Below are 24,924 nucleotides of genomic sequence, written 5' to 3' on the forward strand. Positions count from 1 at the left end.
GGCCCATGCCCTTCGACGCACGGACCTTCCCCGCCCTCTCCCCGGCCGAGCGCGGCGACCGCAACAACCCCCGCGCGGTGGCCCTCTGGCTGCTCGCCGTGGCGGGGCTCATCTGGATCATGGTGGCCATCGGCGGCGCCACGCGGCTGACCGGCTCGGGCCTCTCGATCATGGAGTGGGCGCCGCTCTCCGGCACCCTGCCCCCGCTCTCGGAGGCGGAGTGGCAGAGGCTTTACGACCTCTACCGGACCATCCCGCAATACCACCTGCTCAACGCCGGATTCGGGATGGAAGGCTTCAAGCGCATCTTCTGGCTGGAATGGATCCACCGCTTCTGGGGGCGGCTGATCGGGCTGGCCTATCTGCTTCCCTTCCTGTGGCTGTGGTGGCGCGGCGCGATCCCTCGCGCGCTGATGCCGCGGCTGTGGCTGCTGTTCTTCCTGGGCGGGCTGCAGGGGGCGATCGGCTGGTTCATGGTCGCCTCCGGCTTCGAGGCGGACCGCACGGCCGTCTCGCCCTACCGGCTGGTGCTGCACCTCTCCATGGCCTTCCTGCTCTTCGGGCTGATCCTCTGGACGGCGCTCGGCCTGCTGCGGCCCGCGCCCGAGCGCCTGCCGCCCGAGGCCGAGGCCGCGCGCGGGCGGGTGCGCCGGCAGGTGCAGGCCGTGTTCTGGCTGGCGGTGGCGACCATGCTCGCGGGCGGCTTCGTCGCCGGCATCCGGGCGGGCTTCACCTACAACACCTTCCCGCTGATGGACGGGCGGCTGATCCCGGCCGGCTATCTCGACCTCTCGCCGCTGTGGAAGAACCTGACGGCGAACATCGCGGCGGTGCAGTTCAACCACCGGCTGCTGGCGACGCTGACGGGCCTCGCCGCGGCCGGCGCGGCGCTGGCGGCCTGGCGGCATCTGCCGCCGGGGCGGCTGCGCGGCCTGGTCTGGCTGCTGGCCGGTGCCGTGGCCGCGCAATACGCGCTGGGCGTGCTGACGCTGCTGCATGTGGTGCCGGTGGGGCTCGGCACCCTGCACCAGACGGTGGCGGTGGGGGTGCTCGCCGCCGGGCTGGTGGCCTGGCACGGGCTGCGGGCGCCGCGGACATGACGCTGGAAGCGGCCTGGGATCTCCATCGGGGCGTCCTGGCCGCGCTGCCGCTTCCGCTGCTCGCCTTCGACGCCGAGGGCCGGCTGTTCCACGCCAACCCCGCGCTGCACGAGGCGGCGGGAACAAGGCCCTGCGATCTGCCGCCCGGGCTCGGGCGGGCGGAGACGCTGCGCCGCCTCGCCGCCGCCGGGCTGTTCGGCCCCGGGCGCGGGGAGCCGCCCGAGGGGCTCGCACCGGGCATGCGCTTCGCCAACGCCGCCGGCCGCCGCTTCGCCTGGGCCGAGGCGCCGCTGCCCGGCGGCGGCCAGATCGCGCTGCTGCGCGACCTCGGGGATGTCGCCGAGGCGCTGGAGGCCGCCGAGCGCGAGGCGCGCGACATCCAGGCCGTGCTCGACCGGCTGGGCAGCGGCGTCGCGGTCTATGGGCCGGAGGGGCGGCTGCGCCTCTTCAACGCCACCTTCCCCAGGCTGGTGGGGCTGCCCGCCTCGCTGCCGCGGCCTGGCCTGCCCTTCCAGTCCCTGCTGGAGGCGCAGATCGCGGCCGGCGATTACCGGGCCGAGGATGTGCCGCGCGTGCTCGCCAACCTGCGCGAGGGCCGCCCGCCGCGCGACGCCACGCATGAGCGCGAGCGCGCCAATGGCCGCGTCCTGCGCATCCGCAACCAGGGCCTGCCCGATGGCGGCTGGCTCGCGGAGGTGCTGGACATCACCGCCGAGCGCCGGGCCGAGCAGGAGGCGCGCCAGCGCGCCGCCATGCAGGAGGCGATGCTGGAGGCGCTGCCCGTCGGCGTGGCCGTCTACGGGCCGGACCGCGTGCTGCGCTTCGTCAACGCCGCCTACAACCGCATCCTGGCCGACACCCCCGCCCGGGTGGGCGAACATCTGCGCGACATCCTGACGCGCCGCGCCCTGGCCGGCGAGTTCGGCGAGGCGGACCCCGAGGCGGAGGTGGCGGCCCGTCTGGAGCGCGTGGACCGCCCGCTGCGCTTCGAGTGGCGGCGGCCGAACGGCGCCATCCTCGCCTTCAACAGCGTGCCCCTGCCCGATGGCGGCCACGCCGTGGTGGTGACCGACATCTCCGAGCTCTCGGCCGCCCAGGCGGAGGCCCGCGCGCGGGCCGAGCAGCTCGCCACCACCCTGGAGACCACGCGGCACGGCATCGCCATGTTCGACGCCGAGGGGCGGGTGGTGCTCGCGAACCGCCTCGCCGCGCATTTCTGCGACGTGCCGGCCGAGCGCTTCGTCCCCGGCGTGCATGTCAGCGAGCTGCGGCGCATCCAGTTCGACCGCGGCATCTACGAGCGCCGCCCGGGGGACGAGGCGGCGCTGCAGGCGCACATCCACGGCCCGCTCAAGGCCCCCGATCGCTACCGGCGGCCCGGCCCGGGCGGAACGGTGGTGGAGGTGATCACCGACCCGCTGCCCGGCGGCGGCTTCGTGCGCAGCTACAGCGACGTGACCGCCCTGGTCCGCGCCGAGGAGGAGGCGAGCGCGCGCGCCGCCACGCTGCAGACGGTGCTGGACAGCATCCGCCACGGCGTCATCCTCTACGACGAGGAAGGCTATGTGCGCGTGGCCAACGCGCTGGGCGCGAAGCTGGCCGGGCTGCCGCCCGAGGCGGTGAAGCCGGGCGTGCATTTCGACACGCTGCGCGACATGCAGGCCGCGCTGGGCGAGCACGGCGAGGGGCCGGCGCGCGACGCCTATCTCCGCCACCGGGTGCGCGAACCCTGGAAGGGGGACGGCACCTACATCCGCCGCCGGCCGGACGGCACCATGGTCGAGGTCCGCACCGACCTCACGCCCGGCGGCGGCTGCGTGCGCACCTTCACCGACATCACGCCGCTGGCCGCCGCGCAGGCCGAGCTCGCGCAGCGCAACGCGATGATGCGCGCCATGCTCGAGAACATGCGCCACGGCATCGCGCTGTTCGACGCCGAGCACCGGCTGATCGCCGCCAACCGTCTGATCGGCGAGATGATGGGGGTGGGCGACATCCCGCTCGGAACGCCGCGCGCCGAGATCACGCGGCTGCAGGCCGAGCGCGGCGAGTTCGGGGAGGGGCCGGCGCGCGAGGAGCATCTGCGGCGCTTCTCGGAGATGGACTGGAACAGGCCGCACCGCTACCGCCGCACCCGGCCGGACGGCACGGAGCTCGAGGGCGTGGTGAGCCCCGTGCCCGGCGGCGGCTTCGTGCTGACCCTGACCGACATCACCGAGCGCGTGCGCGCCGAAGCCGAGATCGAGCGCCGCGCCGCCATGCTCGCGGGCATCGTCAACGCCGCGCGCCAGGCGCTGACGCTCTTCGACGCCGAGGGCCGCGTGATCGCCGCGAACGACCTCGCGGCGCAGATCGCGGGCTTCCGCAAGGCGGAGGAGATCGTCGGCCTCACCCATGCCGAGCTGGTCGCGGCCACGCGCCGCGTGGAGGGGGCGACGGGGCCGCAGGGCTTCAACCTCGATCCGAGCCTCGCCTACAACCGCATCGACCGCTCGCGCCCCGTGCGCTACCAGCGCCGCCGGGCGGATGGGCGCGTCATCGAGGTCTCCTCCGACCCCGCCCCCGGCGGCGGCTATGTGGTGGGCATTGCGGACATCACCGAGCTCGTGGAGGCGCGGGAGGCGGCGCAGCGCCGGGCCGAGGTGCTCTCCGCCGCGCTCAACGCCACGCGCCACACCATTACCCTCTACGACCGCGATCAGCGGGTGGTGGCCACCAACCGCTTCGCCGCGGAGCTCGCCGGCTTCGAGAACGCCGAGGCCATGGTGGGGCTGACGCTGCGCGAAGTGCTCTCCCGCCAGGCGCAGAGGGAGCACCCCGATGATCCGGCGGCGCAGGCGCGATTCCTGGACGCCTATCTCGGCTTCGACCGCACGGTACCGCAGCGCTACCAGCGCCGCCATCCCGATGGGCGGGTGTTCGACGTGCAGTCCGACCCCACGCCCGATGGCGGCTTCGCCGTCTCGGTCGCCGATGTGACGGAGCTGGTGCGCGCGCAGGAGGAGGCGGAGCGCCGCGCCCTGGTGCTGCAGGCGATGATCGACAACAACCGCCACGGCATCGTGCTCTACGACAGGGAGCACCGCCTGGTGGCGGCGAACGCGCTGGCGGGCGAGCTGATGGGCGTGCCCGACCTCCTCTCCCGCCCCGGCACGCCGCATGTGGAGATCCTCGCCGCGCAGCGCGCCCGCGGGATGTACGCCGACGCCGAGGGCGGGGCGGCGACGGAGCGCGCCTTCCTCGCCGTGGACCGCACCCGGCCGCACCGCACCCAGCGCACCCTGCCCGACGGCCGGCGCTTCGACATCGCCTCCGACCCCACGCCCGATGGCGGCTTCGTCGTCTCCATCGCCGATGTCACCGCCCTGGCGCGGGCCGAGGCGGAGGCCGAGCGCCGCGCCGGGCTGCTGCGCACCATGCTGGACAACAACAGCTCCGGCATCCTGCTCTACGACAGGGAGCACCGGCTGGCCGCCTTCAACCGGCTCGCCGCCGAGATGATGGCGCTGCCCGACCTCGACTCGCTCGTCGGCCGGCATTTCCACGAGATCCTCGACCTGCAGCGGGCGCGCGGCAATCTCGGCCCCGGCGAGACGGGCGAGGAGCACTGGAAGCGGCTGCGCAGCCTCGACCGGCGCCTGCCCCACCGCGACCGCCGGGTGACGGGCGACGGGCGGGTGCTCAACTACGCCTCCGACCCCACGCCGGACGGCGGCTTCGTGATCTCCCTCACTGACGTGACGCCGCTCGCCCGCGCGCAGCAGGAGGCCGCCGAGCGCGCGGCCATCCTCGGCGTGATGCTGGGCAACATCCGCCACGGCATCGTGCTCTTCGACCGGGAGGGCAGGCTGGTGGCGCGCAACGACAAGCTGCTCGAGATGCTCGACCTGCCGGAGCGGATGATGCGGCCCGGCCTCAGCGAGCGCGAGATGGTCGCGTACATGCACGCGCGCGGCGATTACGGCGAGGGCCCCGCGGCGGAGGCGCGCATGGCGGCCATCCTCGCGCGGCGGCGCGACGTGCCGCACAGCTCCGTGCGCCGCCGCCCGGACGGGCGCATCCTCGAAGTCGTCTCCGACCCCACGCCCGATGGCGGCTTCGTCCTCACCTACACCGACGTGACCGAGGACCGCCGCATCCGCGAGGAGCTGGAGGCCGCGCGCGCGGCGGCGGAGGCGGCGAGCCTCGCCAAATCCCGCTTCCTCGCCACCATGAGCCACGAGCTGCGCACGCCGCTGAACGCCGTGATCGGCTTCTCCGAGGTGCTGCGCGCCGATGCGCCGCCCGAGCAGACCGAGGAGTTCGCCCGCGCCATCCAGGAGGCGGGGCGGCATCTGCTCTCGCTGATCGACGACATCCTCGACGTCACCCGCGCCGAGAGCGGGCAGCTTCCGGTGAGCCTCGAGGCGGTGGCGCTCGGCCCGCTGCTCGCGGGGGTGGAGCGCATGCTGCGCCCGGCGGCGGAGAAGGCGGGCCTCAGCCTCTCGCTGCGCCTGCCCGAGCGGCCGCCCCGGCTGCGGGCGGACGAGCGCCGGCTGCGCCAGGTGCTGATCAACCTCGTCAACAACGCGCTGAAGTTCACCCCGGCGGGCGGGGAGGTCAGCCTCTCGCTGCGGCAGGGCGAGGACGGCGTGACCATCGAGGTGGCCGATACGGGCATCGGCATCGCCGCGGCGGATCTCTCGCGCGTCTTCGAGCCCTTCACCCAGCTCGACAGCCAGCTCGCCCGCCGCTACCCGGGCGCGGGGCTCGGCCTCTATCTCTGCCGCGTGCTGGCCGAGGCGCAGGGCGCGAGCCTGACGCTGGAGAGCGAACCCCAGCGCGGCACCCGCGCGCTGCTGCGCTTCCCCGCCGCCTCCCTCCTCCCCGACGCCTGAAACGGATCGCCATGCCGCTGGACACGCCGCTCTCCACGACCGACCGTCTTTTCCACGCCGATCTCGACCCTGAGACCGCGCTGCGCCGGCTGCGCGAAGCCACCGCGGGCTGCGAGGACGGGGAGCTCTTCCTCGAATACCGCGAGAGCGAGGCGATCGGCCTCGAGGACGGGCGCATCCGCGCCGCGAGCTACGACGTGCAGCGCGGCTTCGGCCTGCGCGCCGTGCAGGGCGAGGCGGCGGGTTACGCCCATGCGGGCGAGATCAGCGAGGCGGCGCTGGCGCGCGCGGCCGAGACGGTGAAGGCGGTGCGCCAGGGGCGTTCGGGCGTGCTCGACATCGCGCCGCGCGCCACCAACGCGCGGCTCTACGAGCCCGCCAACCCGCTGCTCGCCATGGATTTCGCGGCCAAGACGGCGCTGCTGCTGGAGCTGGACGCGCATGCGCGCGCGCTCGATCCGCGCGTGGTGCAGGTGATGGCCTCGCTCTCGGGCGAGTGGCAGGCGGTGCAGATCCTGCGCCCCGACGGCGCGCGCGTGGCCGATCTGCGCCCGCTCGTGCGCTTCAACGTGAGCGTGGTGGTGGAGCAGGGCGGCCGGCGGGAGACGGGCGGCTTCGGCGCCGGCGGGCGCTTCGCCTATGCGCGCGTGCTGGAGAATGGCGGCTGGCAGCGCGGCGTGGCCGAGGCGCTGCGCCAGGCGCTGGTGAACCTCGAGAGCGAGCCCGCCCCGGCGGGCGAGACGGAGGTGGTGCTCGGCCCCGGCTGGCCGGGCATCCTGCTGCACGAGGCGATCGGTCACGGGCTGGAGGGCGACTTCAACCGCAAGAAGACCAGCGCCTTCGCGGGGCTGATCGGCACGCGCATCGCCGCCCCCGGCGTGACGGTGGTGGATGACGGCACGATCCCGGACCGGCGCGGCTCGATCACGGTGGACGACGAGGGCACGCCCTCCTCCCGCACCGTGCTGATCGAGGACGGCTATCTGCGCGGCTTCATCCAGGACCGGCAGAATGCGCGGCTGATGGGGGTGGCGCCCACGGGCAACGGACGCCGCCAGTCCTACGCGCATGCGCCCATGCCGCGCATGACGAACACCATCATGCTCTCGGGCGCGCATGAGCCGGCCGAGATCATCGCCTCGGTGAAGCGGGGCATCTACGCCGTCAACTTCGGCGGCGGGCAGGTGGACATCACCAGCGGCAAGTTCGTCTTCTCGATGAGCGAGGCCTACCGCATCGAGAACGGAAAGCTCGGCGCCCCGGTGAAGGGGGCCACGCTGATCGGCAACGGGCCGGACGCCCTGACGAAGATCACCATGATCGGCAATGACAGCGGCATGGACCCGGGGATCGGCACCTGCGGCAAGAACGGCCAGGGCGTGCCGGTGGGGGTGGGGCAGCCCACCCTGAAGATGACCGGCCTGACGGTGGGCGGGACGAGCCTTTAGCCGGTTCTCGGCGGGGCGTCAGGACCGGGCGGGAGGGGTGGTGGAGCCAAGGGGAGTCGAACCCCTGACCTCTTGAATGCCATTCAAGCGCTCTCCCAACTGAGCTATGGCCCCCCGGGGAGTGGCGGGCGTATAGCCCCCACCGCCGCGCCCCGCAACCCCACCCGCGGCCTTTCTTGCGCCGGGCATCGCGGCTAGCTTCCCCCCGACCAGCACGCGAGGAATTGGCGAGATGCGAAAGGTCTATCCCGACGCGACGGCGGCGCTTGCCGGCCTGCTGCGCGACGGCATGGTGATCCACTCCGGCGGCTTCGGCCTCTGCGGCATCCCCGCCGCGCTGATCGATGCGGTGAAGGAGAGCGGGGTGAAGAACCTCACCGTCGTCTCCAACAACGCCGGCATCGACGATGTGGGGCTGGGCAAGCTGCTGCGCACCCGCCAGATCCGCAAGATGATCGCGAGCTATGTGGGCGAGAACGCGGAGTTCGCGCGCCAGTATCTCGCGGGCGAGCTCGAGATCGAGTTCAACCCCCAGGGCACGCTGGCCGAGCGCATCCGCGCCGGCGGCGCGGGCATCCCCGCCTTCTACACGAAGACCGGCGTGGGCACCGCCGTGGCCGAGGGCAAGCCCACCGCCGAGTTCGACGGCGAGACCTATGTGATGGAGCGCGGCATCGTGGCCGACCTCGCCCTCGTCCACGCCTGGATGGGCGACACCGAGGGCAACCTGATCTACCGGCGCACCGCGCGGAACTTCAACCCGGTCATGGCCACCGCCGCGAAGGTGACGGTGGCGCAGGTGGAGCATCTGGTCCCCGCCGGCCAGCTCGACCCCGACCACATCCACACCCCCGGCATCTACGTGAAGCGCATCGTCGCGCTGCCGCCGGGCTACGAGAAGCTGATCGAGAACCGCACCGTCCGCCCGCGCAGCGCCGCCGCCGCCGCCGGCAGCGACCCGACCGCCTGAGAGGAGACGCCCCATGCCCTGGACCCGCGACGAGATGGCGGCGCGCGCGGCGCGCGAGCTGCAGGACGGCTTCTACGTCAATCTCGGCATCGGCATCCCCACCCTGGTGGCCAACCACATCCCGCCCGGCATCTCCGTGCAGTTGCAGAGCGAGAACGGGATGCTCGGCATCGGCCCCTTCCCCGAGGAAGGCAGCGAGGACCCCGACATCATCAACGCCGGCAAGCAGACCGTCTCGCTGCTGCCCACCTCCAGCATCTTCTCCAGCGCGGATTCCTTCGCGATGATCCGCGGCGGGCACATCGACCTCTCCATCCTGGGCGCGTTGCAGGTGGCCGCGAACGGCGACCTCGCGAACTGGATGATCCCCGGCAAGATGGTGAAGGGGATGGGCGGCGCGATGGACCTGGTGGCCGGCGTCAAGCGCGTCATCGTGCTGATGGAGCACACCGCCGGCGGCAAGCCCAAGCTGCTCAAGCAGTGCACCCTGCCGCTGACCGGCCAGCGGGTGGTGGACATGGTGATCACCGACATGGGGGTGTTCACCCTGGCCCGTCGCGGCCCCACCGATCTGCGCCTGATCGAGCTCGCCCCAGGCGTGACGCTGGAGGCGATCCGCGCCGCGACCGAGGCGGAGTTCACCGTGGCCCTGCCGGCCCAGGCCGCGGCCGGCTGAACGCCCGCCCCGGCGCGCCCGTGACCTGGCTGCGCCGCTTCTGGCCCGAGGCGCTGCTGGCGCTGCTGCTGGCGCTTCCCTGGGCGGCGCTCTTCGCGCTGGGCTTCGTCTGGCTCTGGAACGAGGGGCGGGTGCTGGAATGGGCGCTCGCCTCCGCCGCCCTGCTGCTGGCGGGGCTGCCCCTGCGCCGGCTGGTCCGCCGCCGCGCCGAGGCGCGCCTCGCGCCCGATCTCTCGCCCGATCCGCGCTGGGACGCGGAGGAGGAGGAGGCCTGGGCCAAGGTCAAGGCGCTGGCCGAGGCCACGCCCCCGCTGGGCTGGGAGGAGGCGGCGCGCGCGGAATCGCTCGCGCGCGAGACGATCGTCCTCGTCGCCCGCCACTTCCACCCGAAGGAGGCGGACCCGGTGGCGCATGTCACGCTGCCGGAGGCGCTGCTGCTGGGCGAGCTCGTCTCGCGCCGGCTGCGCCGCTGGGTGCTGGAGAACGGGGCGATGGCGAGCCGGGTTCGCGTCAGCCGGGTGCTCTGGGCCAAGCGGCAGTATGACCGCTACGGCGCCCTCGCCGCCACCGCCTGGAAGATCGGCGAGCCGCTGTGGCGCGCCTTCCGCTTCGCGAAGAATCCGCCCGTTGCCGTCGCGCAGGAGGTGAGCCGCGCTCTGGGCGGCCAGGCAGCCAACCTGCTGGGCGAGCGGCTGCGCCGCGTGGCGACGCAGGAGCTGATCCTGCGCACGGGCCGCACGGCGATCGACCTCTACGCGGGGCATCTGCGCCGCTCGGCCTCCGAGCTCGCGGCCCTTATCCGCGAGGACGCCGCCGCCGCCGAGGCCGAGCCCCCGCCGCGCCTGCTGCTGGCGGGGCCGGAGAATGCGGGGAAATCCTCGCTGCTCAACGCGCTCGCCCGCGCCACCCGCGCGCATGTGGACGAGGCGCCGAGCCGCGGCGCGCTGCGCGAGCATCTGGTCGAGGCGCCCGGCCGCCCCGCCTTCATCCTGGCCGAGCTGCCGCCGGCCGAGCTGGAGCAGCGCTTCCTCGGCGAGGCGCGGCGGGCGGACATGATCCTCTGGGTGGCCTCCGCCACCGCGCGGGACCGGCGCGCCGAGCAGCAGGCGCTCGCCGCGCTGCGCGGCTGGGCGGCGGGGCAGAAACGCCGGCGCGTGCCGCCCTTCCTGCTGGCGATGACGGGGTGCGACCGGCTGGGCCACCCGCTCAGCGCCTCCGCCCCGGGGGTGGTCGCCGCCCGCGCGGCGCTCGCGGAGGCCCTCGAACTGCCGGAGGAGGACGTGATCCCGCTCGCCCTGCCCGAGGGCATGGCGGCCTGGAACCTCAACGCGCTCGAGGAGCGGCTGGAGGCCGAGCGGGAGCGCGCCCGCCAGGTGCGCGAGGCGCGGCTGGCCGAGCGCGACCACCGCCGCCCCCTGCTGCGCGAGCTGCAGGCGCTGGGCCGCGGCGCCTGGAAGGGCGCGCGGCGCCTTTTCGGCGGGGGCTGAGGCGCGCCGCCAATATCAGGCCGCGACGGGCAGTTTCATCCGCTCGGCGATCTGCACCGCGTTCAGCGCAGCGCCCTTGAGGAGCTGGTCGCCGCAGAGGAAGAGGTCGAGCCCGCGCTCGCCGAAGACCGGATTCGCGCGGATGCGCCCCGCCTCCACATCGTCCTGGCCCGTTGCGGTCAGCGGCATGGGGTAGCGCTGCAGCGCCGGCTCATCCACCAGCTTCACGCCGGGGGCGCGCGCCAGCACCTCGCGCGCGGCCTCGGGCGTCACCGGGCGCTCGGTCTCGATGGTCACGGCCTCGGCGTGCACGCGCATGGTGGGGATGCGCACCGCGGTGCAGGAGACGGGCAGATCGGGCAGCCCCATGATCTTCCGGCTCTCCCAGACCACCTTCATCTCCTCGCGCGTGTAGCCGTTGGGCTGGAAGGCGTCGATCTGCGGGATGACGTTGAAGGCGAGCGGGTGCGCGAACACCTCGTGCCGCGCGGGCTGGCCCTCGACCAGCACGCGGCGCGTCTCGCGCTCCAGCTCCGCCATCCCCTCCGCCCCGGCGCCCGAGGCCGCCTGGTAGGTGGAGACGATCACGCGGCGCAGCCCGAAGGCCTGGCGCAGCGGCTCCAGCGCCACCACGAGGATGGCAGTGGTGCAGTTGGGGTTGGCGATGAGCCGCGCCTCGCCGATGGCCTCGGCGTTCACCTCCGGCACCACCAGCGGCACATCGGGCTCGAGCCGCAGCGCGGAGGAGTTGTCCACCACCGCCACGCCCTCGGCGGCGAGCGCCCGCGCGTGCTGCTTGGCGAAATCGCCCGAGACGGCGAGCAGGGCGAGGTCGAGCGTCCGGGCCGCCTCGGGGCTGAAGGCCTCGATGGTCACTTCGCCGAAGGGTGTGGCGACTTTCGTGCCGGCGCTGCGCTGGGAGGCGAAGAGCTTGAGTTCCGTCACCGGGAAGCGGCGACGGCCGAGCACCTCGACGAGTTCCTGACCCACGGCGCCCGAGGCACCGATCACGCCCACACGCATGGCATGGCTCCTTTCGCGCGGCGAGCATTACGGCTTCGCGTCGCCGCGCGGAAGGCCCGCGCGGCATGGCTGGGGCGCGCGGGGCGTTCCCCTGCGCGGGCGGGGCGGTCTAGGCTTTCGGGGCAGAGGAGGAACGAGCCGCATGCCCAGCCGTCGCAACACCCTGGTGGCGGGGCTTGCCACCGCGGCCGCCCTGCCGGGCGGCGTCACACGCGCGCAGGCCCAGCAGGCCCCGCAGCCCCAGCAGCCGCCGGCCGCCCCGGCGCTGCCCTATCGCGCGCATACGATCCGCACGCCGGACGGGCTCTCCCTCGCCGCCTACGAATACGGCAACCCGAACGGCATCCCCATCCTCTTCATCCATGGCTACGCCCAGGCCGCCCTCTCCTGGGACCGCCAGACCCGCGACCCGGAGCTGGCGCGCGACTTCCGCATGGTGGCGCTCGACCTGCGCGGCCATGGCATGAGCGACAAGCCCGTGGGCAACGAGCACTACCGCACCGGCAAGCTCTGGGCGGACGACATCCAGGCCACCATCGCGCAGCTCGGCCTCGACCGGCCGGTGCTGGTGGGCTGGTCCTATGGCGGGCGGGTGATGGGGGACTACATCACCGAATACGGCACGGGGCGCATCCGCGGCATGAACTGGGTGGCGGCCACCAGCTCCACCGCCGACACCTCGCGCTTCGGCCGGGCGGTGCGGCATCTGGGCGCCATGACCAGCACGGACCCCGCCACCGCCATCCAGGCCACCATCGCCTTCCTGCGCGACTGCTTCGAGGTGCAGCCCAGCGCCAACGACTTCGAGGTGATGCTGGCCTTCAACATGATGGTGCCGCGCCATGTGCGCGTCGGCCTGGGCGGGCGGGCCATCACCTTCGAGGACCGGCTGCGCCGCGTGGATGTGCCCGTGCTGGTGACCCATGGGGTGCTGGACAAGGTGTCCGACATCAGCATGGGCCGCCACACGGCGGCGCTCGTGCCCGGGGCGCGGCTCAGCGAATACGCCTTCATCGGCCACGCCCCCTTCTTCGAGGACGCGCCGCGCTTCAACCGGGAGCTGGCGGCCTTCGCGCGCGGTTAGCGCGCCGGCGGGGGCGGGATGGTCGGAGCGGCGGGATTCGAACCCACGACCCCCAGTCCCCCAGACTGATGCGCTACCAGGCTGCGCTACGCTCCGACCGTGCCGGGGCCTTTATCACCCGGGGGGCGCTTGGCAAAGGGGGCGGGCGCGGGGCAGGGCTGCGCGCGCCTCAGCGCCGGATGTCGGAACGCCCCGTCAGCCGGCCCTGGGCGTCGTAGTGGCGCTGGGTGTCGCCGCGCGTCTCGGTGCGGCCGGTCAGCCGGCCCTGGGCGTCGTAATGGCGCTGCGTGTCGCCGCGGATTTCGGTGCGGCCCGTGGCGCGGCCCTGGGCGTCATACTGGCGGATGGTGTCGCCGCGCTGCTCGGCCCGGCCGGTGGCGCGGCCCTGGGCGTCGTAGAAGCGCTGCGTGTCCCCCCGCAGCTCGGTGCGGCCGGTGCTGCGCCCCTGCGCGTCGTAGTGCCGCAGCGTGCCGCCGCGCTGCTCGCTCCGCCCCTCGAAGCGCCCCTGCGCGTCGTGGTCGCGCCGGGTCTGCGCCTCGGCGGGGATGGAGAGCAGCAGGGCGGCGAGGAAGGCGGGCCACATGCGCAGGAGGCTGCCGAGGCCATGTGGCGGCATCAGGGCAGCAATCGGGCGATGGTGACCTCGCGCAGCGTGCGGTCCTCCAGTTCGAGCGAGGTCGGCACCGCGTGGCGCGAAAGGGGCGCAAGGCCCTCGCGCGGCAGATAGGCCCGGCCCGGATCGGCCAGCAGCACCCGCACCCCCGCCGCCGCCATGGCGCGCAGCCAGGGGAGGATGTGCGCCGTCATCGGCGCCTCGTAGCAGACATCGCCGGCGAGGATCACGTCCCAGCGCGCGGGCTGGCCGACCACGTCCTGGGCGAGCGACTCCACCGCCACCCCGTTCAGCGCGGCGTTGAGGCGCACCGCCTCCGCCGCGATGGGGTCGATCTCGGCGGCCTCCACCCGCGCCGCCCCGGCCATGGCGGCGGCGATGGCCGCGATGCCGCAGCCGGCCGCGAAATCGAGCACGCGGAGGCCGCGCACCGTCTCCGGCGCGTCGAGGAGCGCGCGCGCCAGCGCCTGGCCGCCCGGCCAGGCGAAGGCCCAGAAGGGCGGCTCCACCCCATGCGCGGCGAGGAAGGCCTCGGTGGCCTGCCAGATGGGCGTGATCTCGGTGGCGAGGTGCAGCGCGATCTCGGGCACCAGCGGCGCGGCCGCCACCGTGGTCTGCGCGCGGATGAAGTCGCGCGCCGTCACATCCGCCCGAGCAGGATGGCGAGGGCGACGGCGAGCCCCACCTCGCGGTTCGCCTTGAACAGCACCAGGCAATGCGCGGGGTCGCGGATGTCGAGCGCCGCGACCTGCCGCGCCAGCAGCGCCGCCGGCAGCAGCAGCGCCGCGAAGTAGGGCACGGCGAGCCCCGCGAGCCAGCCCGCGAGCCCGAGCAGCGCGAGCGTCATCGCATAGCAGGCGGCGAGGAAGGGGCGCGTGCGCTCGCCGAAGCGCAGCGCGGTGGAGCGGATGCCGACCAGCGCGTCGTCCTCGCGGTCCTGGTGCGCGTAGATCGTGTCGTAGCCGAGGATCCAGAAGATGGCGGCGGCGTAGAGCGGCAGCGCCCAGAGCGGCAGCGTGCCGGTGGCCGCCGCCGGCCCCATCAGCGCGCCCCAGCCGAAGGTGAAGCCGAGCACGAGCTGCGGATAATCCGTCACGCGCTTCGCGAGCGGATAGAGCACCACCGGCAGCAGCGAGAGCACGCCGAGCCAGATCGCCGCTGCGCGAAGCTGCAGCAGGATCGTCAGCCCGATGACGCAGAGCGCCGCGAGGAAGGCCACCGCCTGGCGCGGCGAGACCGCGCCCGAGGCGAGCGGCCGGCCGCGCGTGCGCTCCACGCGCCTGTCCAGGTCGCGGTCCCACAGGTCGTTCACCACGCAGCCCGCGCCGCGCATCACGAAGGCGCCGAGGAAGAAGAGCAGCGTCAGCCACGCGCCCTCCGCCCACGAGGCGGCGCCGAGCGCGATGCCCCAGAGCCCGGGCAGGAAGAGCAGCCAGGCGCCGATGGGCCGGTCGGCGCGCATCAGCAGCGCATAGGGCCGCCAGGCGGCGGGCAGCCGCGCGACCCACCCCCCGCTGCGGATGTCGGTGTAGCCTTGCACGGCGGCAGTCAGCACGGCACAGGGGCGCATGTCCATCCCGCGGATTCACGTGGCCGGCGCGCTGGCGGAAGGGGCGGAGGTCGCGCTCACGCCCGCGCAGGCGCATCACCTGGGCGTGGTGCTGCGCCGCACACCTGGCGCCGCGCTGCTGGCCTTCAACGCGCGCGAGGGCGAGTTCGACGCCACCCTCGCCGTCCTGCGCAAGGAGCGCGGCGCGCTGCGAATCGGGGCGCGCCGCCGCGCCCCCGCGCCGGAGGCGGAGATTCGCGTCCTGATCGCGGCGCTGAAGCGCGAGGCGATGGACTGGGCGGTGGAGAAGGCCACCGAGCTCGGCGCCACGCGCATCCTGCCCGTGCTGACGCGCCGCTGCGTGAGCGAGCGGGCGAATGTCGAGCGCCTCTCGGCCATCGCCCGCGCCGCGGCCGAGCAGTGCGAGCGCCTCTCCGTGCCGGAGGTGGAGGAGGCGCGCCCGCTGCACGCGCGGCTCGATGGCTGGGACGGCGCGCCGCTCATCGTCGCCGCCGAGCGGCGGGAGGCGCCGCCCCTGCATGACAGGCTCGCGACGCTCGATGCGCCCTGCGGCTTCCTGGTCGGCCCCGAGGGCGGCTTCGACCCGGCCGAGCTTGACGATCTGGCCCGGCGCCCCTTTGTATCGCTTGCCTCGCTGGGCCCGCGCATCCTGCGCGCGGAGACGGCGCTGGTGGCGGGCCTCGCGGCGATCATGCTCTCGCTCGACGCCCGATGCCGAGTTCAGGAACGAAAGCGACCCGATGTCCAATCCCGGCCAGGCTGATCCGACGCCGATCACCTCCGCGCGTCAGCTCGCCGAGTGGTTCGCCTCGGGCGCGAAGCCGCGCGCGCGCTGGCGCATCGGCACCGAGCACGAGAAGTTCGGCTTCCGGCGCGACACTCTGGCCCCGCCCGGCTACGAGGAGCGCGGCATCCGCGCCGTTCTCGAAGGCATCATGGCCAAGGGCTGGGATCCGATCGAGGACCAGGGAAGGCTCATCGGCCTGACGCGCGGCGCGGCCTCGGTGAGCCTGGAGCCGGGCGGGCAGCTCGAGCTCTCCGGCGCGGCGCTCGCCAACCTGCACGAGACGCGCATCGAGCTCGCCGCGCATCTGCGCGACGTGCACGAGGTGGCGGCGCCGCTCGGCCTCGGCTTCGCGGGGATGGGCTTCCACCCGCTCGTCGCGCGCGAGGCGATGCCCTGGATGCCCAAGTCGCGCTACGCGATCATGCGGCGCTACATGCCGCTGAAGGGCGCGCTCGGCCTCGACATGATGCTGCGCACCGCCACCGTGCAGGTGAACCTCGACTTCGCGGACGAGGCGGACATGGTGGAGAAGCTGCGCGTCTCGCTCGCGCTGCAGCCGCTCGCCACCGCGCTCTTCGCCTGCTCGCCCTTCCTGGAGGGGCGGCCCTCGGGCTTCCTCTCGCTGCGCGGCCGCGTCTGGACCGACACGGACCCCGACCGCACCGGCATCCCCGCCTGCGTCTTCGAGGAGGGATTCGGCTTCGAGCGCTTCGCCGAGTTCGTGCTCGACGTGCCCATGTATTTCGTCGCGCGCGAGGGCAGGCTGCTCGACGTGGCGGGCGCGAGCTTCCGCGACTTCATCGCCGGGCGCGTGCCCGCGCTGGCCGGCATCCCCGCCACCATGGGCGATGTGCAGGACCACGTGACCACCGTGTTCACCGATGTGCGCCTGAAGCGCTATCTGGAGATGCGCGGGGCGGATGCGGGCAGCGCGCCCATGCTGCTCGCCCAGCCCGCCTTCTGGGTGGGGCTGCTCTACGACGACGCGGCGCAGAAGGCCGCGCGCGCGCTGACCCGCGGCTGGACGCTGGAGGAGATCCGTCAGCTTCGCCTCGATGCGCCGCGCGAGGGGCTCGCCGCGCGCATCGCCGGCCGGAGCCTGCAGGAGGTGGCGCGCGACGCGCTGGCCATCGCGCGCGACGGGCTCACGGCGCGCGGGCTGGGGGAGGAGGCCTATCTCGCCCCGCTCGACGAGATCGCGCTGAGCGGCAAGACCCAGGCGGAGCGCCTGCTCCAGCTCTACCATGGCCCCTGGGGCGGCGACGCGCGCGCCGCCCTGCCCTTCGCGGAGCTCTAGATGCTGCGCGGCCGGCGCATCCTGCTGATCGTCTCGGGCAGCGTGGCGGCCTACAAGGTGCTGATCCTCGCCCGGCTGCTGCGCGCCGAGGGCGCGGAGCTGCGCGCGGTGCTCACGGCCGGGGGCGCGCGCTTCGTCACGAAGGAATCCCTCGCCGCCATCACCGGCGCGGCGGTGCAGGACGATCTCTGGGCCGCGGAGGCGGAGATCGGCCACATCCGCCTCGCGCGCTGGGCGGAGGCGGTGGTGGTCGCGCCCGCCTCGGCCAATCGCCTCGCGCAGATGGCGCAGGGGCTGGCGGATGATCTCGCGGGCTGCGTGCTGCTCGCCACCCGCGCGCCGGTGCTGGTCGCGCCCGCGATGAACCCCGCCATGTGGGAGCATCCGGCCACCCGCGCCAACATCGCGCTGCTCGCCGCGCGGGGCGTGCGCGTCGCGGGCCCCGATGACGGGCCGATGGCCGAGCCGGAGAGCGGGCCGGGGCGGCTCGTGGAGCCCGAGGCGCTGCGCGCGGCCATCGCCGCGCTCTTCGCCCCGCGCGGGCTTCTCGCGGGGCGGCACGCGCTCGTCACCAGCGGGCCCACGCAGGAGCCGATCGACCCCGTGCGCTACATCGCCAACCGCTCCAGCGGGCGGCAGGGCCACGCCATCGCCGCCGCCCTGGCGGCGGAGGGCGCGCGCGTCACCCTCGTCACCGGCCCTGTCGCCATTCCCGATCCGCCCGGCGTCTCGGTGGTGCGCGTAACCACGGCGCGCGAGATGCTCGCCGCCTGCGAGGCCGCGCTGCCGGCCGAGATCGCCGTCTGCGCCGCCGCCGTGGCGGACTGGCGCGTGGCCGAGGAGGCCGGGCAGAAGCTCAAGAAGACGCCGGGCGCCGCCGCGCCCACCCTCGCCATGGCGCTGAACCCGGACATCCTCGCCACGCTCTCGCGCCATGCGCGGCGGCCTCGCCTCGTCATCGGCTTCGCCGCGGAGACCGAGCACGTGCTGGAGCACGCGCGCGAGAAGCTGGAGCGCAAGGGCTGCGACTGGATCGTGGCGAACGACGTCTCGGGCGATGTGATGGGCGGGGAGGAGAACGCGGTGCATCTCGTCACGCGCCAGGGCGTGGAGCAGTGGCCGCGCATGCCGAAGGCGCGCGTGGCCGAGCAGCTCGTCGCGCGCATCGCGGCCTTCGCGCCATGATCCGCGTGCTCGTCCAGCGCCTGCCGCATGCGGAGGGGCTGCCGCTGCCGGCCTACGCCACCGAGGGCGCGGCGGGGATGGACCTCCTCGCCGCGCGCGAGGTGGTGATCCCGCCCGGCGGGCGCGCGCTGGTGCCGACGGGCCTCTGCATCGCGCTGCCCGCGGGGTACGAGATGCAGGTGCGCCCGCGCTCCGGCCTCGCGCTGCGGCATGGCGTGACGGTGCTGAACGCGCCGGGCACGGTGGATTCCGACTACCGCGGCGAGGTGGGGGTGATCCTGCTCAACACGGGCGCCGAGCCCTTCCGCGCGGCGCGCGGCGAGCGCATCGCCCAGGCCGTCTTCGCCCCCGTCACCCGCGCGGCGTGGGAGGAGGTGGTGGTGCTGCCCGAAACGCGGCGCGGCGCGGGCGGCTTCGGCTCGACCGGGCGGCGCTGAAGCCCCATATCCCGCCCATGGACCTCGACTTCACCGAGAGCGACATCCAGCGCTACTCGCGCCACATCCTGCTGAAGGAGGTGGGCGCGACCGGCCAGGCCAGGCTGCGCGCCGCGCGGGTGCTGATCGTGGGCGCGGGCGGGCTCGGCTCGCCGCTCGCGCTCTATCTCGCGGCGGCGGGGGTGGGGACGCTCGGCCTCGTGGACCATGACGCGCTGGAACTGTCGAACCTGCAGCGCCAGGTGGCGCACAGCACGGCGCGCATCGGCATGAACAAGGCGGAATCCGCGGCCGAGGCGCTGCGCGCGCTGAACCCGGAGGTGCGCCTCGAACTCCATCCGCGCCGGATGGACGCCGCGGCGGCGATGGAGCTCATCCCGCGCTACGATGTGGTGTGCGACGGCACGGACAATTTCCCGACGCGCTTCCTTCTGGGCGATGCCTGCCACCTGCTCGGCCGCCCGCTGGTCAGCGCGGCGGTGCTGCGCTTCGAGGGGCAGCTCTCGGTGTTCCGCGCGCATGAGGGGGCGCCGCACCCGTGCCACCGCTGCCTGAACCCCGAGATGCCGCCCGAAGGGCTGGTGCCCACCTGCGCCCAGGCCGGGGTGCTGGGCGCCGTGGTGGGGGTGATGGGCACGCTGCAGGCGACGGAGGTGCTGAAGCTCATCCTCGGCATCGGCGAGGGCATGTCCGGCCGGCTGCTGCTGTGGGACGCGCTGGACATGCGCTTCCGCATCGTGAAGCTGCGGCGCGACCCCGCCTGCGCCCTGTGCGGCGAGCGCGCGACCATCCGCGACCTCTCCGCGCATGCGGGCGCCTCCCCGCTGGTCTGCGCCGCGCCGTGAGCGCGCTCGGCGTGCTGCTGATCTCGGGCGGGCATGAGCGCGCGCATTATGCGCTGATGACGGCGGCGGCGGCGGCGGCGATCGGGCGGCGCGTGACGCTCTTCGCCACCAATGCGGGCTGCCGCCTCTTCCTCGAGCCGACGCCGCTGCGCGAGGACCCGCGCGAGGCCGCGCTGCGCGCGGCGGGCGTGGCCACCCTGGCGGAGCTTTCGGAGGCGGCGGCCGCGCTCGGCGTGCGGCGCATCGCCTGCGAGGCGGGGCTGCGCGTCGAGGGGCTTTCGGCCGCCGCGCTGGCGCCGGGGGTGGAGGTGGCGGGCCTCGTCACCTTCCTCGCCGCAACGGGCGAGGGGCCGGTGGTGACGCTCTGAGACTGGCGACGAGACCCCCACCCCTATCCGACGGGCCGCGCCATGGCGGCGGTGAAACTCATGGCGAAGCGCACCGGCTCGCGCGGGGTCTGGTCGCGGCCGGGCGCCTGGTCGATGCGCGCGCCGATCACATGCGGGCCGTCGGCGCCCAGCGCCTCGGCCAGCAGCGCGTCGAACTCCGCCTCGTCCGCGGCCCAATGCGCCTTCGCGATGCCGCTGGCGCGCGCGATGGCGATGAAGTCCGTCCCCGCGCGCGCGGCGGGCGTGCCCTGGCCGCCGGTGATCTGGTAGCTGCCATTGTCCCACAGCACCAGGATGAGGTTGCGCGGCGCGCGCGCTGCGATGGTGGAGAGGCAGCCGAGCTGCATCAGCAGCGAACCATCGCCTTCCAGCGCCAGCACGCGCCGCTGCGGCTGGGCAAGCGCCACGCCGAGCGCGATGGGCGCGGCGAGGCCCATGCTGCCCAGCATGTAGAAGTTCTCCTCGCGGTGGCCGGCGCCCCAGAGATCCCAGTTGGAGTTGCCGATGCCGCCGATGATCGCCTCGCCGCGCGTGCAGCGGCCCACGATGCGCCGCGTCAGCGCCGCGCGGTTCATCACCTGCGTGTTGGGGCGGGTCTCGGTCATTGCGGGCGGGCCGTCAGCAGGGGGGAGAGGATGAGGCAGGCGGGCCAGCGCGTGGCGAAGGCCTGTTTCAGCGCGCGCTCGGCGATGAAGCCGGCCTCGTCGAGCCGCGTGAGGGTGTGGTGTTCGATGCCCATGCTGTCGAGGATGGGCCGCATGGTGCGGCAGACGATGGCCTGGCCCGGGTTGAACTCGCCCAGCGTGCCGCGCTCGCTCACCACCGTCACCACCGGGATCTGGAAGGCGCAGGCGAGTGAGGCGAGCGCGTTGGGAAGGGTGGCGAAGCCCGAGGTCTGCATCAGCGCCGCGCCGCGCATGCCGGCCATCACTCCGCCGGCGACGATGCCCACCGCCTCCTCCTCCCGCGCCACGGGAAAGGCGGTGAAGAAGGGATCGGCCTCGGCCGCGGCGATCAGCGGCTTGAGCACATTGTCCGGCACATAGGGCAGCAGGCGCAGCTCCTGCGCCTTGAAGGCCGCGAGCAGGGCGCCGTGCCAGGTGGCTGCGGCGGGCGTGGTCATGGAAGGGGGCTCCGCGTCGTTCGATCCGGCGCCGAGCCTACGCCTCGCGCGCGGCTTGGGAAGCGCCCCCCGATGGACGCGCCCCGCCCTTCGCGCGCAGCATGGCGCGCCCAGGCAAGGAGGAGCCCCCGATGAGCACGCTCGATTCGCGCATGCGCCTCGCCGCGCTCGAGGCGGTGGTGGCGCGGCTGCTGCTGGCCGAGGCGCGGCGCGCCCCCGATCCCGCCCTGATGCTGGACGGCTTCGCGGGGCGGATGCGCCGGCTGGCGGACTCCATCCCGCTCGATCCCGCGGACGAGGAGGAGGGGCGGATCCAGCTTGCCGCCGCCCTGCTCAACCTTGTCACGCTCGCCAAGGAACAGCTTCTGGCCGAGCAGTATTCGGGCGAGTAGGAAAGGCCAGAGCCGGTTCCGGATGACCGGAAACCGCTCTCGCCGCATCATTCCGAGCGGATTCACGCCATGGCTGATTCCAGCGATGGGCGATCCGCTCTAGGCGGGGCTGCGCAGGGCGAGCCAGCGCGCCGCCTCCTCCGTCGCCATGGGCCGGGCGATGAGGAAGCCCTGCAGCCCCGTGCAGCCGGCGGCGCGCAGGGCGGCGCGCTGCGCCTCCGTCTCCACCCCCTCGGCGATGGTGGCGAGTCCGAGGCCGCGGGCCAGCGCGATGATGGTGCGCGCGATCATGCCGGAATCCGTCGCGCCATCCATCTCGGCCACGAAGGAGCGGTCGATCTTCAGGCAGCGCACCGGAAAGCGGCGCAGATGCCGCAGCGAGGCGTAGCCCGTGCCGAAATCGTCGAGCGCGATGCCGACTCCCTCCCGCGCCAGGCGCTGCAGCACCTGGCCGATCCGCTCGGCGTTGCGGTCGAGCAGCACGTTCTCCGTCACCTCGAGGGCGAGGCGCTGCGGCGGCAGGCCGCGCGCGGCCAGCGCGGCCAGGATGCGCTCGGCCGCATCCTCGCAGAGGAGCTGGGCGGTGGCGACGTTCACCGCGACATGCCCGGGCTCCAGCCCGGCGGCGAGCAGCTCCCGCAGCGCGTCCAGCGCGCTCTCCATCACCGACCAGCCGAGCGCGAGCGCGAGGCCGCGCTCCTCCGCGACCGGGACGAACTCGGCCGGCGGGATGGCCGCGCCGCACTCCTGCCAGCGGGCCAGCGCCTCGAAGCCCAGCACGCAGCCGTCCGTGCAGGAGACCTTGGGCTGCAGCGCGACCTCGATGCGCCCCTCGGCCAGCGCCCGCCGCAGGCGTTCGGCCAGCGCGAGGCGCTGCGCGATGCGCTGCGCCAGCGCGGAGTCGAAGAGCGCGATGCGGTCCCGCCCCTCGCGCTTGGCGGCGTAGAGGGCGGTGTCGGCGGCCTGGATCAGCGCGTCCACCGTCGCGCCGTCCTCCGGGAAGAAGGCCGCGCCCATGGAGAGGGAGGGCGTGGTGCGCTGCGCCCCGCAGGCGAAGGGGCCCTGCAGGGCGGCGCGGATGCGCTCGAGCAGCCGCAGCGCATCGGTCGATTTGGCGACGCCGGGCAGCAGCATGGCGAACTCGTCGCCGCCCATGCGGGCCAGCACATCGCCCGCGCGCGTGGCGCGGCGCAGCCGATCGGCGATCTCGCGCAGCAGGCGGTCGGCGAAAGGGTGGCCCAGCGTGTCGTTGATGGCCTTGAAGTGGTCGAGATCGAAGAGCACGAGGCAGCCCGGTGCGGCGTCCGCCGCGCGCCGGCCCGAGAGCGCCGCCTCCAGCCGCTGCAGGAAGGTGCGGCGGTTGCACAGCCCGGTGAGCTCGTCCTGCTCGGCGCTCCGCCGGGCCTCGGCCTCCGCCTGCTTGAGGCGGGTGATGTCGGTGCGCAGGCAGACGAGATGGCCGGAGGGCGTGCGCCGCTCCCGCGCCTGCGCCCAGCGCCCGCCGGGCAGCGAGATTTCCCGGCTCGGGCTGTCGGTGCCGGCGCCGCGGATGCGCGCGAGCAGATCGGCGATCCATCGGGCGCGCTGCGCGGGCGGCGTGTGCGGGCCGACTTCCTCGCCATAGGCGCCGCTGCCCACGCCGGCGGCAATGAGCCGCTCGAGCGTGGCGCCGGCGCGCAGCGTCGGCTCGAGACTCGGGAACATGGCCGTATAGGCCTCGTTCCAGAGGATGATGCGCTCCTCCGGATTGCAGACGTAGAGCGCGGAGGGCAATGCGTCGATGATCTCCCGCAGCACCGTTTCCGCCTCGGTGCGACGCGCGAGTTCGGCGGCGGCGGCCTGCTCCGCCGCCCGGCGGGCGGTGATGTCGCATTCCACCGCGATGAAGCCCCCGAGCGCGCCCTGTGGCGTCAGAATGGGCGTCGCGTTGATCTCGATCCAGTAGGGGCGGCCGTCCTTGCGGTGGTTGACGATCTCGGCCCGGAAGCCCTCGCCGGCGCGCACGGCCTCGCGCATGCGCGCCACGGTCTCCGGGTCCGTCTCGGGCCCCTGCAGCACCGAGCCGGGGGTGCGGCCGCGCAGCTCGTCCAGCGAGTAGCCCGTCACCCGCTCGAAGGCCTCGTTCACCCATTCGGTGCGCCCCGCCGCGTCGGTGATGAGCACGGGCGTGGTCATCTGCCGGACGATGAGCGCGAGGCGGGCGTGCTCCTTCTCGCGCGCGGCGCGCTCGGTGACGTCCTCGATGGTGCCATAGAGAACCGCGGGGCCGTGCGGCCCCGGCGCCGCCCTTCCGCGGACGCGGACGATCAGCGGCCGGCCGCGTGCCGTGACGAAGGGGAGATCGAGATCCCAGCCTCCGCCGTCCCGCACGGAGCGCTTGAGCTGCTCTCGCAGCCGCTCGCGCCCTTCGGGCGGGTAGAAGGCGAGTGCGGATTCGATGGTCGGGACATAGCCATCCGGCACCTCGTGCAGCGCTCGTGTCACCGGCGACCAGGAAAGGGCGCCATGCGGCAACTCCACCCGCCAGGCGCCGATGCCGGCCAGGGACAGCAAGGGGCAGGCGTCAAGAACCGCGTCAGCGCCAGGCGTGAGGAACCCGTCCATCGTGTCTTCTGCGCCCTCCTTCGGACCGCTTGGGCTCATCGAGCCAGGGGCCGCCAGCGGGCAGGCTGGCCGAAGCCGGTGAACGGACGGTGAAGCGCCGCGGCCTGCGGTCCCTGCCGGGAGGTCCGCCCTACTCCGCCGCGCTGCGCTGCCCGGCCTGGGGGCGGCGCGCGCGCAGCCGGCGGATGCGCCGCGCATCGGCGTCCAGCACCCGGAACTCCATGCCCGAGGGATGGGCGATGATCTCGCCGCGCGCCGGCACCCGGCCGGCCAGGGTGAAGACGAGGCCGCCCACCGTGTCGATGTCCGCCCCGCGCTCCTCCTCCGTCAGCACGGCGCCCACGCGCGCCTCGAAATCCGGGATGGGGGTGCGCGCATCCAGCTCCCACACCCCCTCGCCGCGGTCGAGGATCTGGGGCGCGCCCTCCTCGTCGTGCTCGTCGGCGATGTCGCCCACGATGGTCTCGACCAGGTCCTCGATGGTGACCAGCCCGTCTATGCCGCCGTATTCGTCCACCACCAGGGCCATGTGCACGCGCTCCTGGCGCATGCGCAGCAGCAGGTCGAGCACGGGCACGGAGGGCACGACGAAGAGCGGCTTGCGCAGCACCGCGCGCAGCGAGAACTCCGCCTCCCGGCCCAGCGCGGCGATCACGTCCTTGATGTGGACCATGCCCAGCACCTCGTCGAGCTGGCCCTGATAGACGGGATAGCGGCTGTGCCCCTCGCGCTGGATCGCGGCCAGCACCTGGGCGAAGCTGAGGTCCACCGGCAGCGCCACGATGTCGGCGCGCGGCACCATCACGTCATAGGCGGTGGCGCCGCGCAGCTTCAGCACATTGGCGAGCAGCGCGCGCTCGTGCCGGTCCAGCGTGCGGGCCTCGGGCTGGGAGGCGGCGTCGGCGGCCTCGATCAGCTCCTCCACCCGGTCGCGCAGGCTTTCCTCGCGCTTGCCGAACAGGCCGCGCAGGCGGCGGATCAGCTCCGGCCTGGCTTGGGAACCCTCCGAGGGCATGC

At 74.0% G+C, this 24,924-nt stretch carries 22 protein-coding genes and 2 tRNA genes; 14 read left to right on the plus strand and 10 right to left on the minus strand.

Annotated elements, in window-relative coordinates; all coding sequences use genetic code 11:
* Positions 1-5 precede the first annotated feature (5 nt).
* Genes H596_RS21540 through tldD form a run of 3 tightly spaced genes read left to right on the plus strand, consistent with a single transcriptional unit; the run spans position 6 to position 7,425 of the window.
* Positions 6-1,100 (plus strand): COX15/CtaA family protein, encoded by a 1,095-nt coding sequence (locus H596_RS21540; RefSeq protein WP_037301400.1) that lies wholly within the window; start codon positions 6-8, stop codon positions 1,098-1,100.
* A complete protein-coding gene (locus H596_RS0113385; RefSeq protein WP_027285324.1) occupies positions 1,097-5,977 on the plus strand; it encodes a PAS-domain containing protein in 4,881 nt (1,626 codons plus the stop codon). Before H596_RS21540 ends, H596_RS0113385 begins: the two co-directional genes overlap by 4 nt.
* Before the next feature lie 11 nt (positions 5,978-5,988).
* On the plus strand, positions 5,989-7,425 hold the full coding sequence (gene tldD / locus H596_RS0113390; RefSeq protein WP_027285325.1) for a metalloprotease TldD: 1,437 nt from the start codon (positions 5,989-5,991) through the stop codon (positions 7,423-7,425).
* A 38-nt stretch (positions 7,426-7,463) separates the two neighbouring features.
* Here the strand turns inward: tldD and H596_RS0113395 are convergent.
* Positions 7,464-7,539: transfer RNA gene (locus tag H596_RS0113395), tRNA-Ala, on the minus strand.
* A gap of 118 nt (positions 7,540-7,657) precedes the next feature.
* Here H596_RS0113395 and H596_RS0113400 point away from each other — a divergent pair.
* Genes H596_RS0113400 through H596_RS0113410 form a run of 3 tightly spaced genes read left to right on the plus strand, consistent with a single transcriptional unit; the run spans position 7,658 to position 10,558 of the window.
* Complete coding sequence (locus H596_RS0113400; protein ID WP_027285326.1) at positions 7,658-8,395, plus strand: CoA transferase subunit A; 738 nt, start codon at positions 7,658-7,660, stop codon at positions 8,393-8,395.
* Between the two features lie 13 nt (positions 8,396-8,408).
* Positions 8,409-9,071 carry a CoA transferase subunit B gene (locus tag H596_RS0113405; protein ID WP_027285327.1) on the plus strand — a complete coding sequence of 221 codons (663 nt, stop codon included), beginning with the start codon at positions 8,409-8,411 and terminating at the stop codon, positions 9,069-9,071.
* A 20-nt stretch (positions 9,072-9,091) separates the two neighbouring features.
* Complete coding sequence (locus H596_RS0113410; RefSeq protein ID WP_027285328.1) at positions 9,092-10,558, plus strand: GTPase; 1,467 nt, start codon at positions 9,092-9,094, stop codon at positions 10,556-10,558.
* 15 nt (positions 10,559-10,573) lie between these two features.
* Here the strand turns inward: H596_RS0113410 and H596_RS0113415 are convergent, their stop codons facing one another.
* Positions 10,574-11,581 (minus strand): aspartate-semialdehyde dehydrogenase, encoded by a 1,008-nt coding sequence (locus H596_RS0113415; protein ID WP_027285329.1) that lies wholly within the window; start codon positions 11,579-11,581, stop codon positions 10,574-10,576.
* A 142-nt stretch (positions 11,582-11,723) separates the two neighbouring features.
* Between H596_RS0113415 and H596_RS0113420 the strand changes: the two genes are divergently transcribed.
* Positions 11,724-12,665: an alpha/beta fold hydrolase gene (locus H596_RS0113420; protein ID WP_169579877.1), complete on the plus strand. Its 942-nt coding sequence runs from the start codon at positions 11,724-11,726 to the stop codon at positions 12,663-12,665.
* Positions 12,666-12,684: 19 nt separating this feature from the next.
* Here H596_RS0113420 and H596_RS0113425 read toward each other — a convergent pair.
* The 4 genes from H596_RS0113425 to ubiA form a co-directional block, all read right to left on the minus strand.
* Positions 12,685-12,761 (minus strand) — tRNA-Pro (locus tag H596_RS0113425).
* A 73-nt stretch (positions 12,762-12,834) separates the two neighbouring features.
* On the minus strand, positions 12,835-13,248 hold the full coding sequence (locus H596_RS0113430) for a type IV secretion protein Rhs (protein WP_245584013.1): 414 nt from the start codon (positions 13,246-13,248) through the stop codon (positions 12,835-12,837).
* Positions 13,249-13,280: 32 nt separating this feature from the next.
* Positions 13,281-13,922 carry a class I SAM-dependent methyltransferase gene (locus H596_RS0113435; protein ID WP_027285332.1) on the minus strand — a complete coding sequence of 214 codons (642 nt, stop codon included), beginning with the start codon at positions 13,920-13,922 and terminating at the stop codon, positions 13,281-13,283.
* Positions 13,919-14,854 (minus strand): 4-hydroxybenzoate octaprenyltransferase, encoded by a 936-nt coding sequence (ubiA, locus tag H596_RS0113440; RefSeq protein WP_408735279.1) that lies wholly within the window; start codon positions 14,852-14,854, stop codon positions 13,919-13,921. Before ubiA ends, H596_RS0113435 begins: the two co-directional genes overlap by 4 nt.
* Between ubiA and H596_RS21545 the strand changes: the two genes are divergently transcribed.
* Genes H596_RS21545 through H596_RS0113470 form a run of 6 tightly spaced genes read left to right on the plus strand, consistent with a single transcriptional unit; the run spans position 14,847 to position 19,767 of the window.
* A complete protein-coding gene (locus tag H596_RS21545; protein ID WP_051212994.1) occupies positions 14,847-15,611 on the plus strand; it encodes a 16S rRNA (uracil(1498)-N(3))-methyltransferase in 765 nt (254 codons plus the stop codon). The two genes, ubiA and H596_RS21545, sit on opposite strands and share 8 nt — an antisense overlap.
* Positions 15,589-16,932: a glutamate--cysteine ligase gene (locus tag H596_RS0113450; protein WP_027285334.1), complete on the plus strand. Its 1,344-nt coding sequence runs from the start codon at positions 15,589-15,591 to the stop codon at positions 16,930-16,932. Before H596_RS21545 ends, H596_RS0113450 begins: the two co-directional genes overlap by 23 nt.
* Positions 16,933-18,117 (plus strand): bifunctional phosphopantothenoylcysteine decarboxylase/phosphopantothenate--cysteine ligase CoaBC, encoded by a 1,185-nt coding sequence (gene coaBC / locus H596_RS0113455; RefSeq protein ID WP_027285335.1) that lies wholly within the window; start codon positions 16,933-16,935, stop codon positions 18,115-18,117.
* Positions 18,114-18,554, plus strand: a complete 441-nt coding sequence (gene dut, locus H596_RS0113460) for a dUTP diphosphatase (RefSeq protein ID WP_027285336.1) — start codon at positions 18,114-18,116, stop codon at positions 18,552-18,554. The genes coaBC and dut overlap by 4 nt, the downstream gene beginning before the upstream one ends.
* Before the next feature lie 17 nt (positions 18,555-18,571).
* On the plus strand, positions 18,572-19,399 hold the full coding sequence (locus tag H596_RS0113465) for a HesA/MoeB/ThiF family protein (protein WP_027285337.1): 828 nt from the start codon (positions 18,572-18,574) through the stop codon (positions 19,397-19,399).
* Positions 19,396-19,767 (plus strand): DsrE family protein, encoded by a 372-nt coding sequence (locus tag H596_RS0113470; RefSeq protein WP_027285338.1) that lies wholly within the window; start codon positions 19,396-19,398, stop codon positions 19,765-19,767. The genes H596_RS0113465 and H596_RS0113470 overlap by 4 nt, the downstream gene beginning before the upstream one ends.
* 23 nt (positions 19,768-19,790) lie before the next feature.
* Here the strand turns inward: H596_RS0113470 and H596_RS0113475 are convergent, their stop codons facing one another.
* Both H596_RS0113475 and H596_RS0113480 read right to left on the minus strand, forming a co-directional pair.
* A complete protein-coding gene (locus H596_RS0113475; RefSeq protein WP_027285339.1) occupies positions 19,791-20,393 on the minus strand; it encodes a thiamine pyrophosphate-dependent enzyme in 603 nt (200 codons plus the stop codon).
* Positions 20,390-20,911, minus strand: coding sequence for a decarboxylase (locus tag H596_RS0113480; protein ID WP_027285340.1), 522 nt, complete (start codon positions 20,909-20,911; stop codon positions 20,390-20,392). Before H596_RS0113480 ends, H596_RS0113475 begins: the two co-directional genes overlap by 4 nt.
* A gap of 131 nt (positions 20,912-21,042) precedes the next feature.
* Between H596_RS0113480 and H596_RS0113485 the strand changes: the two genes are divergently transcribed.
* The gene (locus H596_RS0113485; RefSeq protein ID WP_027285341.1) at positions 21,043-21,303 is read left to right on the plus strand and encodes a hypothetical protein; all 261 of its coding nucleotides are present in this window, start codon (positions 21,043-21,045) and stop codon (positions 21,301-21,303) included.
* A gap of 99 nt (positions 21,304-21,402) precedes the next feature.
* Here the strand turns inward: H596_RS0113485 and H596_RS0113490 are convergent, their stop codons facing one another.
* Together H596_RS0113490 and H596_RS0113495 are read right to left on the minus strand one after the other, a co-directional pair.
* Entirely contained in the window at positions 21,403-23,856 is a 2,454-nt protein-coding gene (locus H596_RS0113490) for a putative bifunctional diguanylate cyclase/phosphodiesterase (RefSeq protein ID WP_027285342.1), read from the minus strand.
* Between the two features lie 181 nt (positions 23,857-24,037).
* Positions 24,038-24,922, minus strand: a complete 885-nt coding sequence (locus H596_RS0113495; protein ID WP_027285343.1) for a hemolysin family protein — start codon at positions 24,920-24,922, stop codon at positions 24,038-24,040.
* Positions 24,923-24,924: the final 2 nt, after the last annotated feature.

The sequence above is a fragment of the Rubritepida flocculans DSM 14296 genome (assembly GCF_000425365.1).
Taxonomy (GTDB): domain Bacteria; phylum Pseudomonadota; class Alphaproteobacteria; order Acetobacterales; family Acetobacteraceae; genus Roseococcus; species Roseococcus flocculans.